The following is an 18,246-nucleotide window of genomic DNA, read 5'->3' on the forward strand; positions in this document are numbered from 1 at the left end:
GTTTTGTGTTAAAATTTATTTCAGTGATAACCTTGCCCGTTTTTTTATTTTGCATTTTTATCTCCTCCGATAACCAAAAAAATGGTTTTTAAAATAATGACCAGATCGAGTACAAAACTCCAGTTTCTTACATAAAGGCATCGGCCAGGACTCTTTTCTTCATTTCTACTTCCACATCTCCGAAGTCACCACGCAGTCCGTTTACCTGTGCCAGCCCCGTAATGCCTGGATTAACCATACTTCTTAAGCTGTATCTTCCGATTTTTGGCTTGTAATAATTGTCAACCGACAACATGTGCGGGCGAGGGCCTACCACAGACATTTCTCCTTTCAACACGTTAATAAACTGGGAAGCTCATCAAGGCTGGTTTTTCTTAAAAACCTTCCCACTCTGGTGATCCTGGAATCATTCAATGATGTGGTTTTGGTGGTAGACTCATCATTGACAACCATTGTTCTGAATTTGATACAATTAAAAACCTCTTCATGAAAACCATATCTTTTCTGAAGGAAGAAAACAGGTCCTTTGGAAGTCGTTCTGATTAAAATGGCAATGATAGGGAAAAGCCATGAACAGATGAAAACCAATATAATGACAGAAAAGAAAATATCGAACGTTCTTTTCATCAGATAATTAGAATAATAATCCAGCGGATACCGTGCCTGGTTAAGTACCGGCTGAGTCTGGATGTAACCAAGATCATAAAGGAAAAAATCGCTTTGAGTAATACTTGGTATAAGTGAAATATGAATCTTGTTATCTTCTGCCAGTTTGAAAATTTCATTTTCCATGTTTTCATCATATGAGTTCTCCATTGATAAAAACAAGGTATGAATTCCGTTTTTTTCCAGAAGGCGACTAATTCATTGAGGCTGAGCTCAGAATTTCCGTATTCAAATATTCTGTATCCATAATCTTTACGTTCTGTAAAAATATTCTTCAGAATTTCTGTGGAATGGCTGTCTCCCAAAAACATAACATTCCTGTAATTGGCTCCAAGCGATCGTAAATACTTGATGGCGAAATAGATCAATGACTTCACCAAAAAAATGAAAATAAAAAGGTATAGTGAAAGCCAGTAAATATCCGAATTGAAAAATACATTTTTACTTACCTTTCCTATAAGCAGAACACCAAGTATAAAAAAAGGAAATGAATTAAAAGACGTTCAAGAAACAAGGTATAGGTAAGGTTCCTCGGGATATTGTATATTTTTGTTCTGCCGCTCAGAAGCACCCAGAATAAAAACAACAGAATCAGAGAAAAAATATTCTGATACCAGGTTTCTCTATGGTATTTTAAATTTTCGTTTCTGGTTATAAAAAAGAATATGAAGATAGATGCAATAACCATGAGGTCAAGCAACATAATGATCGATTTCAGGTATCTAGAGTATCGAATTCTCTGCATCTATCGGTATTATAGCGAATAACACCAGCTAATTTACACTTTTTTACGGGATATTCAGATATTTATGAGTCTGAACAGATGCCTGCCATTCAGGGTGTTCCAGAATGAAATCTGTGATCTTCGGATACATGTCATTTCTCTTGCTCCATTCACTCTGAAGATAAAGCTTACAGTTTTCAGAAACTTTTGCTGCCTGCTCCTGGGCAAACGTAAAATCATGATGATTGAAAATGATTACTTTAAGCTCATTGGCTTTTTGATAAATTTCTTCTTTCGGAAGCCCTGTTTTCTTAGGCGAAAGAGTAATCCAATCCAGATGTCCGCTCATAGGATAGGCCCCGGAAGTTTCAATATGGATGGTACATCCCAGCTCTTTCAGTTTGGATGTCAGGATGTCTAAATTCCACATTAAAGGTTCACCACCGGTCAGCACAATTGTTTTACAGTGTCTGGCAGCTGTTTCTGCAATTTCTTCTGCATTCATAAGAGGGTGAAGTTCAGGGTCCCAGCTTTCTTTTACATCACACCAGTGGCATCCTACATCACAGCCTCCCAGCCTGATAAAATAGGCGGCTTTTCCGGTATGTGCCCCTTCTCCCTGTAAAGTGTAAAAATGCTCCATCACAGGGAGCATTTTACCTTCTTTTAATAAAATATCTTCTTCTTTATTCATTTTAAAATTAGTCGTTATAGACCGAAGTTTTGTAAGCAATGATGGTATTTTTCATCAACATTGCTCTCGTCATTGGGCCTACACCTCCAGGTACCGGAGTGATCCAGCTTGCTTTTGCGGCACAGCTGTCAAAATCCACATCACCTGCAAGGTAATATCCTTTTGGAGAGTCGTTGTCTACTCTTGTAATACCCACATCAATAATTACGGCTCCTTCTTTGATCATGTCTCCTTTTAAGAAGTGAGGATCTCCTAAAGCGGTAATAACGATATCTGCTTTTTTGGTGTATTCTTCGATGTCTTTTGTATATGAGTGTGTAAGGGTAACGGTAGAGTTCCCAGGGAAATCTTTTCTTCCCATAAGAATACTCATCGGTCTTCCTACAATTTTACTTCTTCCGATAATTACACAGTCTTTCCCTTTCGTTTCAATATTATATCTTTCCAATAATGTTAAAATTCCGAAAGGTGTTGCCGGTAAGAAAGTATCCATCTCAAGGGCCATTTTTCCGAAATTTTCAGGATGGAAACCATCCACATCTTTTCTCGGATCAATTGCATTGATGATCTTCTCCTGATCAATCTGATCCGGTAAAGGCAGCTGAACGATAAACCCGTCTACTGCTTTAGACTTGTTAAGCTCGTCAATCTTTTCCAATAGTTCAGATTCAGAAACTGTGCTTGGAAATTTGATTAAGCTGGATTGAAATCCTACTTCTTCACAGTCTTTCACTTTGGAGTTTACATAAGCTTTGCTTGCTCCGTTATTTCCTACAAGAATAGCCACCAGATGCGGTGCTCTTCTTTTGCTTTCCAGAATCTTTTCTACTTCAACCTTGATCTCCGCTTTAATTTCCTTGGATACTTTAAGTCCGTCAAGAATTTCTGCCATTTTTACTTTTTTACTTTATAGATTTACTTTTACTTTCTTTTTACTTACTATTTGTTTTCCTTATAGTAATTGATCAATCCGTTGGTAGAACTGTCGTGAGAACTTATGGTTTCATTGTTCTCAAGTTCAGGAAGGATTTTATTGGCTAATACTTTTCCTAATTCCACTCCAAACTGGTCAAAGCTGAAAATATTCCAGATCACACCCTGAACAAAAATTTTATGTTCATATAAAGCAATCAGCTGCCCTAGTGAATAAGGGGTTAACTCTTTGAATAATATAGAGTTAGTCGGAGTGTTTCCGTGGAAGACTTTGAAATTGATGAGCCTGTCTATTTCTTCATCAGATTTTCCTGCATTTCTAAGTTCTTCCTCAACTTCTTCTTCCAGTTTTCCGAAGGCAAGTGCTTCAGTCTGAGCGAAAAAGTTGGCTAATAATTTATCCTGGTGATCAGAAACATGATTCGGGCTTTTAGCATAAGCAATAAAATCCGCCGGAATCAATTCTGTTCCCTGGTGAATCAATTGATAGAATGCGTGCTGGCCATTTGTCCCCGGTTCTCCCCAGATAATAGGTCCCGTTTCATATTCTACGAATTCACCGTTTCTGTCAACACATTTTCCGTTACTTTCCATATCTCCCTGCTGGAAATACGCTGCAAATCTGTCAAGATACTGAGAATAAGGGAGAATTGCGTAAGTAGTGGCAGCATAAAAGTTACGGTACCAGATTCCCAAAAGACCCATTAATACCGGAATATTTTCAGAGAATTCTGCTGTCTGGAAGTGCTGGTCAGTATCATAAGCACCTCTCAGAAGCTGTTCAAAGTTTTCGTATCCTACAGAAAGAACAATACTCAATCCGATAGCGCTCCAAAGAGAATATCTTCCGCCAACCCAATCCCAGAATTCAAAAATGTTTTCTTCTGCGATTCCGAACTTTTTAACTTCTTCAATATTAGTAGATAAGGCAACAAAATGCTTCGCCACATCTTCCTGTTTTCCTGCCTTCAGGAACCAGTCTTTGGCTGAATGTGCATTCGTCATCGTTTCCTGGGTTGTAAAAGTTTTGGAAGCAATGATGAATAAAGTGGTCTCAGGATTCAGATTTTTCACCACTTCTGCGATATGATTCCCATCCACATTGGAAACAAAGTGAGCGTTTAATCTTGTTTTAAAATGCTTTAAAGCTGAACAAACCATCACAGGTCCTAAATCTGATCCGCCGATCCCAATGTTTACTACATCTGTGATCTCTTTTCCGCTGAAACCTTTATGCTCTCCTGAAATAATTTTTTCAGAAAAAGATTTCATGTGCTCAAGAACCCTTTTGATCTGTGGTTTGATATTTTCTCCATCCACAAGGATTTCACGGTCAGAAAAGTCTCTCAATGCTGTGTGTAAAACCGCTCTTCCTTCTGTTTCATTGATTTTATCACCGGAGAACATTTTGGAAATAGCATCTTTTAGCTGGCATTCTTCTGCCAGCTGTAATAAAAGATCTTTTGTTTTTGAGTCAATTAAATTTTTAGAATAATCAAAAAGATAGTTGTCCTTTTGCAGGGAAAACTCATTAAAACGGTTCGGGTTATACTGGAAAAGAGTTCTAAGGTCAAAGTCATTTCCACCGAAGTGCTCGTCAAGTGCTTTCCAGCTGTTGGTTTGTGTTGGATTTATTTTTGATAGCATATTACAGAATTTTTATCATTCAGAAAATCATATATGGATGATAGGGCTGACAATCCATAATCATTTATTTCTGATTTGCAAATTTACGGAAAAATAAAACCTCAGATAAATTTGAAGATGATAAATAACAATTTTTTAAAAAAACAAAACCCCGGAGCTACTCTGAGATTTTGTGACAAGTCTTTTATAATGGGAGCTGAGATATTATTCATCCATTTCATTCAGAATATTTTCCAGTTGTTTAGCGCTTCTTCCATAGATGTATTTTGTCCATAGAACAATGCTTGTGATGATTGCCAAAGTTCCGATCAGCACTAAGATGATAAGCCCCTGCTGATGAGAAGAAGTAAGCTCTGCCAATGATTTTCCCTGTTTTTCCATCGCATTATAGATGATCAGGCCTGCCGTTACCAGAAAATGAGGGAGCAGTAAGAACCCGAATGACTGGTATCGTTCCATATTCAGACGCAGTTCATGATATATTTTCCAAAGGCTGTTTTTAGTGTTTCCGGTATAAAGCTCTGTCTGCCTGTAAAACTTATAAAACCCAGACAGATAGTAAGATGATATGACAACCATTACCGTATAGGATACATAATAAATGATGTACTGTGAAGACGGAAACTGAAACTGAATAGGGAACAAGGCGATGAGAATGATGGCAAGAATCTGCATGGGAAATTCCTTTTCATATTTCTCTGGATTTTTTCTATCGGGTGTTTGCTTTCCTTTAATTGCTCTATGGTATCAGGAATACGGACATTGCTGTCTTCTTTATTCCACTGTTCTTTTAATTCATCAAAATTCATAGCCTGATTTTTTTATGATTTGCTGTATTTTTTCTTTTGTTCTGTTGAGTTTCACGCGGGCATTGCCTTCACTGAGTCCCAGATTGTTTCCGATTTCTTTATGTGACATTCCTTCCATGAAATAGAATATAACGGCTTTTTCCAGGGGATTCAGCTCCTGAACAGCACTGTAGAAAATTTCCAGCTGCCTGTCTCTGGTAGGATTGTAATCCTCCTGCTGTACTTCAAAGTGATGAGGGACATCAGTATGATTACGGGACCTCTGTTTTTCCTTTTTAAATAAGTAATAGCGGTATTGATGGCCACCCGGTACATCCAGGTAGAAAACTCACTGTTTCCTTTGAAATTCTGATAGGATTTCCAAAGCTGGATAAGAATTTCCTGCTGAAGGTCTTCCCGGTCTTCTACAGAATCAGCATAGATCCGTGAGGCTTTATATAAAATGCCTTTATGCCGGTTAACAAGCTTTAAAAAAGTAGTTTCAGTTGGGTTACTCACAATGGGTTCATGGTTGGGTTACTGTTAAGTATGATGCGGGTTTTACGGTATAGCCTTTTGACTACTGCTGAGAACCCCAATTTATTAAAATTTTCATAGTATTCATGTTTTGATTTTCTGTTCTTTTAAAAGGTTGGTAAAACAAATATGGTAAACGTTACAGTTTATTTTCAAAAAATAAAAACCTCCCGGGAAAGGAGGCCGTAAAATCTAAAATTATGATGATAACCAATTGGTTAGGATTGCTTTATTATTCCTGTACTTTTGAATGTTCCGGTTTTGAAACTTTTCTTTTTCTTAAAAAATAGACCATTGCTGCAGCAATTAATAAGATAGGCCAGATGTTGATAAGGGCGACTATAATCCTCTGAATCAGATAGAATCCGTACACAAAACCATCTTTAGCGTCATAGATAAAATTGTACCTGTATTTATTGTCGATGCTTGTGGTATTGGTCACTGCTATTTCAGCAATACGCAGCTGGGGTTCTTTGATGTAGATATCAATAGTGCTGTATTTCAGATTGTCTGCCATATTCATACTTGCCAGCTTTTGGGCATTCCCTTCAGACATATTCCCGTCATCCAGATTCACTTTATCTTTATTTGTTTTCAGCTTGCTGATATTTTCAGAGGTTTTTTGATTTCTTTTTCCTTCCAGTTCAGAATATTTGATGTTGGCAGTCACATCTTCCGCGTTGATGGATCTTGAATTAAGAAACAATTTGTTCGTATTGATGGCTGTTAAAAGTTCACCCAGTTTTTCAGTAGGAATACGCACCTGCATTGTATTTTCCGTTTGGTACTTTTTTACCAGCATAGCTTCATCGTCGGAAGTATTATAAGTGTTTTCAGAAACCACATTACTCTGAAGGTTGCTTTTAGTAACAAAACCACCAAGTTCCTGTACGGATTTTTCAATAGCAATCGTTGCATTATACACATCTTTTACTTCCATATTCACATCAGCGGTCTTGATAAACTGCTTATCCTTTACCTTCATACCGGCTGCAGATGATATACTGTCTGAAACAATAGTGGTGGCTGAATCGGCAGTAGCATAAGCTTCAGGATCTGAGATGGCAGCTTCTCCTTTTTTACATGAATAAGCTCCTAATAAAAGAGCTGCAGATAGAGATAATGTAATGTAAGTGGTTTTCATAGCGTTGATTTTAAATGTTTGCTTGAGTCAAAGTTCAGTCAGGATCTTTTGTAACGCTTGAAAATCAAAAGTAAAAAGGTTGTAAATAATATTTTCAGTTTTAATGAATTGAAATTTAGGGTTTTGTAAAACAGGCTAGGGCTTCAGCCATTGCTTTCGGAGCAGTTTTTGCTTATCTTTTACAAACCAAAACTACAATCTATCACTATGTCAAATACTTTTTCCAAAATCAGAAACGCAATAGGGTTATTCACATCCATAGATTTTGATCAGTTGAGCGCCATTTCTCAAAAAGTGGATCTGCCAAAACTGATGCATAATTTTTCAAAACTGGATGATAAACAGCTTTCCGGGCTGATGAAAATGCTTGATCCAGATAAGAAAAAGAAAGAGCTTCCTCCTGTTGATGGCGATTTCTATGACATCTACCATACACTGACGCCCGAACAGCGTGAAATTCAGCTTAAAGTAAGAGCTTTCATGGAAAAAGAAGTCAAACCTCTTGTCAATCATTACTGGCTCAGGGATGAATTCCCTTTTGAACTGATCCCGAAGTTTCAGAAGCTTGATATCTGTGGAGTTACTTATCAGGGATATGGCTGCCCGGGAATGCCTTTCCTTATGGAAGGTGTCATCGCAATGGAAATGGCCAGAATTGATGCTTCAATTGCTACTTTTTTGGAGTACAGTCAGGATTGGCAATGGGATCCATTTATATCTGCGGGTCAGAAGAGCAGAAGCAAAAATGGCTTCCGCAGATGCAGAAATTTGAAAAGATAGGAGCTTTCGGGCTTACAGAACCGGAAGTAGGTTCAGGAGCAGCAGGCGGACTTACGGTAACCTGCAGAAAAACACCCGAAGGCTGGGTGCTTAACGGTCAGAAAAAATGGATCGGTAATGCCACTTTTGCTGACCTGATCATTATCTGGGCAAGAGATCTGGATAGCGGAGAAGTAAAAGGATTTATTGTGGAAAAAGATAATCCCGGATATTCTGTGGAAAAATCAAAGGGAAGATGGCTTTAAGGATTGTCCAGAACGGATTGATCACTTTAAAAGACTGTCTGGTCACCGAAGAAAACCGCCTGCAGAATGCCAATTCCTTCAAAGATACAGGAAAAGTACTGAGAATGACAAGAGCCGGAGTGGCATGGATGGCTACAGGCTGTGCAAGAGGAGCTTATGAAAGTGCACTGGATTATACCAGAAAAAGAGAACAGTTTGGAAGGCCTATCGCGTCGTTTCAGATGATTCAGGGGCATCTGGTGGAAATGTTGTCTAATCTTACTGCCATGCAGACCATGGTATTCAGATTATCTGAAATGCAGGATGAAGGAATTTTAAAAGATGAACATGCTTCACTGGCAAAAGTTTTCTGTACACTCAGAACAAGAGATATTGTTTCCAGAGCCAGAGAAGTGATGGGCGGAAACGGAATTCTGCTGGAGTATGATGTAGCCAGATTTGTTGCTGACGCAGAAGCCATTTATTCCTATGAAGGAACAAAAGAAATCAATTCGCTCATCGTTGGACGATCGATTACAGGTTTCAGTGCTTTTGTATAGGTAGCAGGTAGCAGGTAATAGGTTGTAGGTAGTAAAGTAGCGTTTGAAGTTTACTGGTACTGCCACCTGCAGCCTATTACCTGAAATCCATTATCTGTCACTTACGAAACTAAATGTTTGTATTTTTCTTTATTGTCAATAATCATCCAAAGGTTGATCAGGAACATTACTCCGGCAATACCCATTCCCATTGGAGATTTGTCCAATGTGAAAACGTGAGCCACAATTCCTACCATAACAGGTAAAATGATAATCGCTCCCAGTGCTCTTGTTTTTGGGAAAATAAACAATAATCCGCCAATTACTTCTACAGTACCTACCAGTGGCATCAGCCAGCTTATTTCTCCAAAAGCAGCGAAAAGTTTCATCTGCTCAGGAGTAGGTTTCTCCATTGGCATATAATTAAAGAACTTGTTTAATCCGGCATTAATAAACATAAGTCCGAAAAGTAAGCATAAGATAAATTTTATTACTTTCATGATTGATGATTTTATATCAAATGTAAAATAAAAATAGAATATTTTGTTATTTATTTAACGTAAAATATGAAATCGATTGTTGATTTGTGTTAGTTAATGGTTTATATGTAATTTTATTCTGTATCTTAGAGGACAAACTAAACTAATAATAAATGCTAAAAAATCTTAAAAAATTAAACCGTACAAGTTTAAGAGAAATCCATGGAGGAGTTGAAAAATGTGATATAGGACCAATAGGATGTCCGTGTAAGATTCCACCTGGAGATCCTTGTTTAGGAGGTCCCGGAGGAAATCCTGAAGGCCCGGCTTATGGATACTGCCCGGATAACCCATCTTATATCCTCTGTACAGAAACTTGTCCAAATGGAACGAGCCCGTTGTGCCCTCTTCCATAATACAATAAAAAAGACTGTCTCGAAAAGGCAGTCTTCTTATTTAAAATCTAAATTCATCGGCAGGAGTATGGCAATTATTACTTATTGCCTATTACTCATTACTCATGCTTAGTCCATTTCCTTAAGCGTAATATTCTTGGAAATCTTATAACTTTTCTTTTTCTTATCAGGCTTCTGTTCTTCACCGAGTAATCTGCCCCACGGTTTAAGGTCATCTACTCTTTCACAGATAATCTTAATAATAGCAATCGCCGGGATACACAGAAACATTCCTGCAATTCCCCAAAGATGCTCTCCCAGAAGAATACCGATAAAGGAAAATAAGGCATTGATCTTGACTTTAGAACCCACAACAAATGGCAGAACGATATTTCCATCTACAGCATGGATGGCAATATAGCCCAAAGCAACATAAATACACGTTGAAGGAGTAGAAGTGGCAAAAGCTATAAAGCAGGAAATTAAAAGTGAAATAAAAATTCCCAGATACGGAATAACATTTAGTAATCCCGTAAGAACTCCTAGGAGGATAGCATACTTTACTCCCAAGATGGTAAGGAGAATAGATGTTAAAATAGAAACAATGACCACCTGGAGAAAAAGCCCGAAGATGTATTTCTTGGTCATGATACGGATCTCATTTACCGCTTCCTGTACGCTTGCTTTGTGTCTCTCATTAAAAACCGTAACGATGAAATTATTTAAAAGTCTTCTGTAATTTAAAATGAAGATAAAAAACAGCGTGAAAAATATTATAAATCCAAATCCCGTTGAAAAAATTCCGAAGGTAAATCCTAAAATTACTCCTGAAGAAGATAACAGTTTATTCAATGCCTGGTTGATATAATCCACCTGTTCATCCACTTTTACATTGAAAGTTTTGGAAACCCAATGCTGAAGGTTGTTAAAAACAGTGGTAAACTGTTCCTGAAGGTGGGGAAGATCTTTACTGAAATCAGACAGCTGATTGGTAAAGAAGTAGATAATACCGCCTAAAATCATCAGCATAATGAACACTGAGGTCATTGTAGACATTGATCTTGGAAATTTTAACTTTCTTTCCATAAAAGTGGCTGCCGGTAAAAACAACATAGCCATAAGGAATGCCAGGAAAAACGGAGCTAAAATACTCTGTCCCAATGCCAGAAGATAGCCAAGCCCGATGATGGAAACCACCACAAGTGTAAGCTTGACAAGGAAAGGAAGTCTAAGAAAATTCATAATCTATAAGTCTGCAGTGTGGAATAAAAATAAGAAAAAACCTGTGTAAATTGAAAATTTTATTCAATTCTAAGGGATTTTTCTTGTATTGAAGCAAATTTTATTCCAGCTGGCCGGGAATGTTATACTTTTTACACCCAAAACAGAAACACGCTCTGATATTCAGAACGTGTTTCATATTGAGAAGTTGATATGTTATAAGTTGTTTTATTCTTCAATGGCGATGTCAATGACTTCCTCCATTCTGTTGACGTAATGTACTCTCAGGTTTTTCAGATAATCTTTTTTGATTTCTTCTACATCCTTTCTGTTGGCTTCGCAAAGAATGACGTCTTTAATTCCTGCTCTTGTTGCTGCAAGGAGTTTTTCTTTTATCCCTCCTACAGGAAGCACTTTGCCTCTCAATGTAATTTCTCCGGTCATGGCAAGGTGAGGTTTTACCTTCTTGTTTTTAAATGAAGAAACCATTGAAGTCAGCATGGCAATACCGGCAGAAGGTCCGTCTTTAGGCGTTGCGCCTTCAGGAACGTGTACGTGAATGTTTTTCTTATCCAGATCTTCCTGTGGAATGTCCAGTTCGTCATGCTTTGCTTTAATATATTCCAGGGCAATGGTAGCCGATTCTTTCATTACCGTTCCAAGGTTTCCGGTCATTGTTAAAGCTCCTTTACCATTGCTCAGGATGCTTTCAATATAAAGAATATCTCCGCCCACACTTGTCCAGGCAAGCCCTGTTACAACACCTGGAACACCAGTGATTTCAGATAAGCTTTTCGGTCTTGGTACCCCAAGGATCTCATCTACTTTTTCAACTGAAATTTTTGGGTCATATTCTTTTAGCAAAGCGGTCTGCAGCGCTACCCATCTTGCAACGGCAGCAATTCTCTTCTCCAGTGTTCTTACTCCGCTTTCTGAAGTGTGCGCTTCAATAATATGTTTAAGCTCTGCATTTCCGAGTTTAAATGATTTTGCATCCAGACCGTTTTCATCCTGTTGCTTTTTGATCAAATGTCTTTTGGCGATCTCAATCTTTTCCTCCAGCGTATAACCGGCAATCTGAATGATCTCCGTTCTGTCCAGAAGAGGAGTCTGTATTGTTGAAAGTGAGTTGGCTGTAGCAATGAACATTACTTTTGACAAATCGTAACCCATTTCAGGAAGTTGTCATAGAATGATTTGTTTTGTTCAGGATCAAGGACTTCCAGTAGTGCGGAGCTTGGGTCCCCATGAAGTCCCTGTCCGATTTTATCTATCTCATCAAGAACGATTACCGGATTTGAAGTACCGGATTTTTTGATAGACTGTAAAATCCTGCCCGCCATAGCTCCAATATAGGTCTTTCTGTGTCCGCGTATTTCACTCTCGTCGTGAAGTCCTCCTAATGATAACCTTACATATTTTCTTCCTAAAGCGTCTGCAATAGATTTCCCTAAAGACGTTTTACCAACACCCGGAGGACCTACCAATAACAGAATAGGAGACTTCATGTTGTTTTTCAATTTTAAAACAGCCATGTGCTCCAGGATTCTTTTCTTGATGTCTTCCAGTCCGAAATGGGCTTTATCAAGTACTTTTTCAGCTTTTGCGATGTCAAAAATATCTTTTGTATAAGTTTCCCACGGAAGATCTGTAAAGAAATCCAGGTAATTTCTCTGTACGTTATAGTCCGGAGAATTAGGATTCTGACGCTGAAGTCTGCTGATTTCTTTTTGGAAATGTTCTTCTACTTCCTTGCTCCATTTTTTGGTTTTAGCTTTTGCAAGAAGATCTTCAACATCACTTTCAGGTCCTCCGCCCAGTTCTTCCTGAATGGTTCTGATCTGCTGATTCAGAAAATATTCTCTTTGCTGTTTATCCAGATCTTTTGAAGTTTTCTGGTGAATCTGGTTTCTCAGTTCCAGCTTTCTGAAATCTTCATGCATCATTTCATAACACTGGTTAGCCCTGGTCATCAGACTTTTCTCTTCAAGAAGTTTTTGCTTTGCTACCGAAGAAAAATTGGCGTTGGTGCAGATGAAATTCAGAAGATCATCATTATTGTTAATATTTTTGATCGCGAAATTGGCTGCATTAGGAATATTAGGATCCAGCTCAATGATTTTTAAAGCAAGGTCCTTGATGTTCTCCAGCAATGCTTCGTATTCTTCCTGATCTTTAGGACGGGTATCCTTTAATTTTGATATTTCTGCTTTGAAATAAGGGCGGTTGTCAACAATTTTCTTGATCTTAAACCTGTGAAAACCTTTGGTTATAGCAGTAATATTGCCTTCCGGGAGCTTAATAATCTTAATGATTTTTGCTAATGTTCCGACAGTATAAATGTCTTTTTCGGAAGGTTGTTCCAGATCAGAGTTTTTCTGGCTTACAATTCCAATGAAATCTCCGTTCTTCTGTGCTTCCTCAAGAAGCTGTATTGATGTCTTTCTTCCTGCGGTAATAGGAATTACCACGTTGGGAAACATTACCATATTTCTTACAGGAAGGATAGGGAATATTTTTTGTTCGGAATTTTTATCAGTCTCTGCGAAATCTGAAAGATTGATTTCTTCAGTCACGATATCAAATCCGTCACTAATCATTTCTTCTAAACTAATATCTTCAAATTCTGTCATAGTCAATCGAATGACAAATTGTCATTTTCGTTTTTTATCGTTAAAGGGAATTTTTACAATATGCGCTGAAAACGTGTGGCATATTATAATATTCTAAAAATGCACAATACTTATGCCATTTGTTTTTACTTAAAAATACGGTCAAAATTTCCTTTTTCAGATAATCTTTGCATTAAAAATCAAAATAAAGCAGTTCTGTTTCTGTAATTTCTTAAAAATGTGTATTTTCGCAAACTGATAAAAAACTATAATTTATAAAATGGCAATTTTAGGACAGATTAGGAGTAAGCCTTGGCTTTTAATGGGAGTAATAGCCTTAGCGCTTTTAGCGTTTTTGGTGAACCCGGATAGTATCGACAAGGTTTTTGGTAAGAATCCTGATGTTTTAGGAAAAGTAAATGGTGAGAAAATCACCCGCGAAGAGTTCAATGATCAGCTTTTCGTGTTGCAGCAGCAGGCTGAGCAGCAAGGTCGTCCGAAAAACGGTCTTGAAGAGCAGGCATGGCAGTTACTTGTACAATCTAAGCTTATCAAACAACAGTTTGAAAAACTGGGCTTTGAAATGACTGATGATTATTTCTGGAATCAGATCCAGTATGATCAGATGTTCGCTCAGAATCAGCAGTTCTTTGATGAGAAAGGTAACTTTAAAACTCAAGAGCTTAAAAAAGAAATTGAAACATTACAAAACACCAACCCCCAGGGATATGCTCAATGGCTGAAAACCAGAAAAACAATTGAGTACAGACTGATGGCGAGACAGGTGTTTACTAATCTTTCAGCAGGTATCACTACAGGTAAGAAAGAGGCTGAGGAGCTGATGAAGCAGAGAGATCAGCTTGCAGATATCGACTTCGTGAAAGTGGATTATGCGGCATATCTTCAAAAAACAAAGATCAATGTGACTACACAGGATCTTGCTGACTACATCAAACAGCACCCTGTAATGTTCAAAGCTGAGCCAAGCAGAAATATCGGTATCGTATTTTTCCCTTCCAAGCCTAGCGCAGCAGATGATGCAGCAGCCTTGAAAGAAATTACAAAATTATATTCAGGAGGTACGGATGCAAGCGGAGGTACTGAAAACTTCCAGAATACTAAAAACGACTCAATGTTTGTAACCGCAAACTCTGATGCGCCATTCAACCCTCAGTATTTGAATCCTGCTCAATTGCCTCCAACGATCAAAGATCAGATTACTTCAGCAGCAGTAGGCCAGACTTTTGGTCCTTATAAAGAACAAGATGTTTATGTAGTATCTAAACTGGTAGGTAAAAGACCTTCAGATTCTACATTATCAAGACATATCCTTATTGCATTCAAAGGAAGCCCTGCAGGGAAGGGGTGACAAGAACCAAAGAGCAGGCTAAGAAATTGGCAGACTCTATTGGTGCTATTGTAAAAGCTACTCCTGCTAAATTTACAGAATTCCTTAAGCTTTCCAGCGATCCGAATTCTGCAGCTCAGTGGTAGCCTTGGATGGACAACTCCGGAAACACCTTTCGTTCCTGAATTCCTTACCTACCTTGCCAACAATCCTAAAGGAGCAACAGGGGTGGTAGAAACTCAGTTCGGTTATCATATCATCAATATTGAAGATAAAAAATCAGGATCAATGGGGTATAAAGTTGCTAACCTTGTAAAAGCAATCAAACCTTCAGATGCTACCGAGGCTGAAACAGACAAAAAATCAAGAAAATTCATTCAGCAGGTTCAGGGGAAATCTTTCAACGATTTCGTGAATATTGCCAAGAAAAATAATTACCAGTTCTCTAATCCGAAAGCGGCTAAAAGATTTGAAGGCCAGCTTCAGGGCTTAGGTACTGAAAAAGATGCAGATATCCTTACATGGGCTTTCGATAAGAAAAGAACAAAAGGAGATACTGAATTATTTACAGTAGACGGAACAGGTGATAAAATTGTAGTTTATCTGAACGGAAAACAGGAGGCAGGTCTTGCTGATCCTGAATCTGTAAGAGATCAGATTGAAGTTATCGTTAAAAATAAATTGGCCGCAAAACAAATTTCTGAAAAAATTGCAGCAGCAAAAGCTTCAAGCTTAGATCAGATTGCTAAATTATTTGCAGCTCCAAAACAATCAGCTCAGGTGAATCTATTGAACCCTTCAGTAGCTGGTGCCATGGAGCCTAAAGTTGCCGGTGCAGCATTCGGTGTTGCAAAAGGTAAACTTTCTAATCCGGTTGAAGGAGGAACAGGCGTTTATGTTCTGATCAAAAAATCAGAAACAGTAAACAAACAGCCTGGAGATCTTAAGCAGTTTACAGAATCTCTTACACAGAGAAGTGCAGGAATGTTCGGACAGGCTTGGATGAAGAGTCTTCAGGACAATGCAGATATCGAAGATTACAGAATCGAGATCTGGAACAAGCTGGGAAATCAGCAACAATAAGAAATTCATTTCAATGATATAAAAAGCGACAAATTTTTTTGTCGCTTTTTTTGTATTTAACGCAGAATAATAAAGGAAAAGATTTATTTAAAATGTATTATATTTGCTTATTAGAAAAAAATTAGCAAGTGAAGTTCAGTAAAGAATTAAAAGCTGGTGTGATTGCACTTCTAGCTATCGTAGGCTTTGTGGTATTGTTTCAGTTTATGAAAGGGAAAAGCCTTTTTACTACCGACAATATATTTTACGCAAAATATGACAATGTAGAAGGTCTGGCGCAGTCTGCGGCAGTTTCTATCAATGGTCTTAAAGTGGGGCAGGTAGACAAGATTATTCCTATCACCTCAAAAGATGGAAAAATTAATTTTGTTGTAAAAGTTACTGTCGACAATAAATTTGAATTTTCAAAAAACTCATCACTGGAGATCTTTGAGCCGGGATTAATGTCCGGTAAAGAAATGAGAGTAAACCTTATGTATGGAGGGCCGACTGCAAAAGACGGTGATACATTAAAAGGAGCTTTCAAACTGGGAACGCTGGGAAGCCTTTCTTCTCAGGTAGGCCCTGTAAAAGATCAGTTACAGGTGGTTCTTCATAGAGTAGACTCCCTGATGGCCAATGCAAACCAGGTTTTCGATGCTCAGAACAGAGCTGAAATTAAAGCTTTGTTAGCTAACCTTAACAAAACGGTTGGTGCATTACAGGCTACAGCAGGAAGTGTAAACAATCTGGTAGGACATAATGATCCAAAGCTGCAAAAGGTGCTGGATGATGCAAGCCTTACCATGCAGAGCGGAAAAGTAACATTAGATAAATACGGACATCTTGCAGAAAGTATTGACACTAAACAGTTGAATGCTACCATTGCAAGTTTAGATGCTACAGTAGGAAAATTGAATCAGGTGATTGGAGGTATTGATAAAGGAGAAGGAAGTTTAGGTAAACTGATGAAGGATGATCAGCTTTACAACAACCTGAATTCAGCTTCTTCCAATCTGAATACATTAATCGAAGATATGAAAGCGAATCCGAAGAGATACATCAACTTCTCGGTTTTCGGTAAAAATAACAAAGACTAATACGCCTTATGCAGTACATCGATAACATTATTTTCCTGATTTTATTAGTAGCCGGATTCGGGCTGTTTGCCAAAAGCCTGCAGAAGATCTACAGAAATATCAGGCTGGGTCGTGAAATCAATAGAAATGACAGAAAATCTGAGCGCTGGAGCACCATGGCTAATGTAGCTATGGGACAGAGTAAGATGGTAAAGCGCCCTGTTGCAGGGATTTTACACATTTTTGTCTATGTTGGTTTTATTATCATTAATATAGAACTCATTGAAATAATTGTTGATGGACTGTTTGGAACTCACCGTTTTCTGGCCTCGGTTTTGGGACACGGATTCTACAGTTTCTTTACAGCTACATTAGAAGTCCTAGCACTTCTGGTTGTGATTGGTGTCGTTATATTTTTCATCAGAAGAAACTTTTACGGGGTTAAAAGATTAACAATGAAAGAGCTTTTCGGATGGCCAAAAGAAGATGCCAACTGGATTCTTATCATTGAATTTGCCCTGATGATGGCTTTCTTTAAAATGAATGCTTCAGATTTTATTTTACAGTCGAGAGGTGTTTTACCGGTACATGGAAGTTTCCCGATCAGTGAAATGACATTTGTCCCGTTTTTGGAAATATTCAATTTTGATAACGGATTTTTGATGTTCACAGAGAAGCTGCCTGGTGGTTCCACTTTGTGGGGATTCTTTTCTTCATGAATTATCTGTATTATTCAAAACATTTACACATCATTCTTGCGTTTCCGAGTACATGGTATGCCAATCTTGAGAAAAAGGAAAATTCAACAATCTTGAGTCCGTAACAAAGGAGATCAAATTAATGATGGATCCAAATGCAGATCCTTACGCTGCCCCGGCTGAAGGTGCTGAAGCTGATGTGCCTTCAAAATTCGGAGCAGAAGATATTTTTGATCTGAATCAGGTACAATTGCTTAATGCCTATTCATGTACAGAATGCGGACGTTGTACTTCAGTGTGCCCGGCCAATATTACCGGTAAAAAACTTTCTCCGAGACTGATCCTGATGAAAACCAGAGACCGATTGGAAGAAGTAGGAAGAAACATTGATAAAAACGGAAAATTTGTAGACGACGGTAAAAAGTTGTTAAACGATTATATTACAAAAGAAGAGCTTTGGGCTTGTACAACATGTAATGCCTGTACAGAAGCCTGTCCGGTATTGCTTGACCCGCTTTCCATTATTTTTGAAATGAGAAGATTCCTCGTGATGGAACAGTCAGCTGCTCCGCAGGAACTGAACCTGATGATGACCAACGTGGAAAACAATGCTGCTCCTTGGCAGTACAATCAGGCCGACCGTCTGAACTGGGCCAATGAAAATTAATGTAACAAA

General features: G+C 38.1%; 9 protein-coding genes and 6 pseudogenes. 5 read left to right on the forward strand and 10 right to left on the reverse strand.

The window, feature by feature from the left end:
* Positions 1-127: 127 nt before the first annotated feature.
* The 7 genes and pseudogenes from OWR28_RS24895 to OWR28_RS24930 form a co-directional block, all read right to left on the reverse strand.
* A pseudogene (locus OWR28_RS24895) lies at positions 128-816 on the reverse strand (sugar transferase).
* A gap of 638 nt (positions 817-1,454) precedes the next feature.
* Complete coding sequence (locus tag OWR28_RS24900) at positions 1,455-2,084, reverse strand: 7-carboxy-7-deazaguanine synthase QueE (RefSeq protein WP_002983917.1); 630 nt, start codon at positions 2,082-2,084, stop codon at positions 1,455-1,457.
* Between the two features lie 7 nt (positions 2,085-2,091).
* Positions 2,092-2,976: a bifunctional 5,10-methylenetetrahydrofolate dehydrogenase/5,10-methenyltetrahydrofolate cyclohydrolase gene (locus OWR28_RS24905; protein ID WP_002983915.1), complete on the reverse strand. Its 885-nt coding sequence runs from the start codon at positions 2,974-2,976 to the stop codon at positions 2,092-2,094.
* Between the two features lie 47 nt (positions 2,977-3,023).
* The gene (gene pgi, locus OWR28_RS24910; RefSeq protein ID WP_332388942.1) at positions 3,024-4,664 is read right to left on the reverse strand and encodes a glucose-6-phosphate isomerase; all 1,641 of its coding nucleotides are present in this window, start codon (positions 4,662-4,664) and stop codon (positions 3,024-3,026) included.
* 204 nt (positions 4,665-4,868) lie between these two features.
* Positions 4,869-5,339, reverse strand: a complete 471-nt coding sequence (locus tag OWR28_RS24915) for a hypothetical protein (protein WP_332388943.1) — start codon at positions 5,337-5,339, stop codon at positions 4,869-4,871.
* 123 nt (positions 5,340-5,462) lie between these two features.
* A pseudogene (locus tag OWR28_RS27395) lies at positions 5,463-5,896 on the reverse strand (RNA polymerase sigma factor).
* 325 nt (positions 5,897-6,221) lie between these two features.
* Positions 6,222-7,133, reverse strand: coding sequence for a DUF4349 domain-containing protein (locus tag OWR28_RS24930; protein ID WP_332388945.1), 912 nt, complete (start codon positions 7,131-7,133; stop codon positions 6,222-6,224).
* A gap of 207 nt (positions 7,134-7,340) precedes the next feature.
* On the opposite strand from OWR28_RS24930, the pseudogene OWR28_RS24935 reads away from it, so the two are divergent.
* Positions 7,341-8,697, forward strand: a pseudogene (locus tag OWR28_RS24935) (acyl-CoA dehydrogenase family protein).
* Positions 8,698-8,798: 101 nt separating this feature from the next.
* Here OWR28_RS24935 and OWR28_RS24940 read toward each other — a convergent pair.
* Positions 8,799-9,176: a DoxX family protein gene (locus tag OWR28_RS24940; RefSeq protein ID WP_332388946.1), complete on the reverse strand. Its 378-nt coding sequence runs from the start codon at positions 9,174-9,176 to the stop codon at positions 8,799-8,801.
* A 152-nt stretch (positions 9,177-9,328) separates the two neighbouring features.
* Between OWR28_RS24940 and OWR28_RS27400 the strand changes: the two genes are divergently transcribed.
* A complete protein-coding gene (locus OWR28_RS27400; protein WP_433988000.1) occupies positions 9,329-9,571 on the forward strand; it encodes a bacteriocin-like protein in 243 nt (80 codons plus the stop codon).
* Positions 9,572-9,679: 108 nt separating this feature from the next.
* Here the strand turns inward: OWR28_RS27400 and OWR28_RS24945 are convergent, their stop codons facing one another.
* Both OWR28_RS24945 and lon read right to left on the reverse strand, forming a co-directional pair.
* Positions 9,680-10,792: an AI-2E family transporter gene (locus OWR28_RS24945; protein ID WP_332388947.1), complete on the reverse strand. Its 1,113-nt coding sequence runs from the start codon at positions 10,790-10,792 to the stop codon at positions 9,680-9,682.
* A gap of 207 nt (positions 10,793-10,999) precedes the next feature.
* Positions 11,000-13,404 (reverse strand): annotated as a pseudogene (gene lon, locus OWR28_RS24950) (endopeptidase La).
* Between the two features lie 259 nt (positions 13,405-13,663).
* Here lon and OWR28_RS24955 point away from each other — a divergent pair.
* The 3 genes and pseudogenes from OWR28_RS24955 (at position 13,664) to OWR28_RS24965 (ending at position 18,237) form a co-directional block, all read left to right on the forward strand.
* Positions 13,664-15,814, forward strand: a pseudogene (locus tag OWR28_RS24955) (peptidylprolyl isomerase).
* Between the two features lie 128 nt (positions 15,815-15,942).
* Positions 15,943-16,893 carry an MlaD family protein gene (locus OWR28_RS24960; RefSeq protein WP_002983898.1) on the forward strand — a complete coding sequence of 317 codons (951 nt, stop codon included), beginning with the start codon at positions 15,943-15,945 and terminating at the stop codon, positions 16,891-16,893.
* A gap of 8 nt (positions 16,894-16,901) precedes the next feature.
* Positions 16,902-18,237: pseudogene (locus OWR28_RS24965) on the forward strand (4Fe-4S dicluster domain-containing protein).
* The last annotated feature ends 9 nt before the right edge of the window (positions 18,238-18,246 follow it).

The sequence above is a fragment of the Chryseobacterium sp. 1B4 genome, assembly GCF_036631475.1.
Lineage (GTDB): Bacteria > Bacteroidota > Bacteroidia > Flavobacteriales > Weeksellaceae > Chryseobacterium.

Coding starts and splice junctions, on each gene's coding strand:
- OWR28_RS24900 (WP_002983917.1), bottom strand. CDS start 2,084: ATGAATAAAGAAGAAGATATTTTATTAAAAGAAGGTAAAATGCTCCCT.
- OWR28_RS24905 (WP_002983915.1), bottom strand. CDS start 2,976: ATGGCAGAAATTCTTGACGGACTTAAAGTATCCAAGGAAATTAAAGCG.
- pgi (WP_332388942.1), bottom strand. CDS start 4,664: ATGCTATCAAAAATAAATCCAACACAAACCAACAGCTGGAAAGCACTT.
- OWR28_RS24915 (WP_332388943.1), bottom strand. CDS start 5,339: ATGCAGATTCTTGCCATCATTCTCATCGCCTTGTTCCCTATTCAGTTT.
- OWR28_RS24930 (WP_332388945.1), bottom strand. CDS start 7,133: ATGAAAACCACTTACATTACATTATCTCTATCTGCAGCTCTTTTATTA.
- OWR28_RS24940 (WP_332388946.1), bottom strand. CDS start 9,176: ATGAAAGTAATAAAATTTATCTTATGCTTACTTTTCGGACTTATGTTT.
- OWR28_RS27400 (WP_433988000.1), top strand. CDS start 9,329: ATGCTAAAAAATCTTAAAAAATTAAACCGTACAAGTTTAAGAGAAATC.
- OWR28_RS24945 (WP_332388947.1), bottom strand. CDS start 10,792: ATGAATTTTCTTAGACTTCCTTTCCTTGTCAAGCTTACACTTGTGGTG.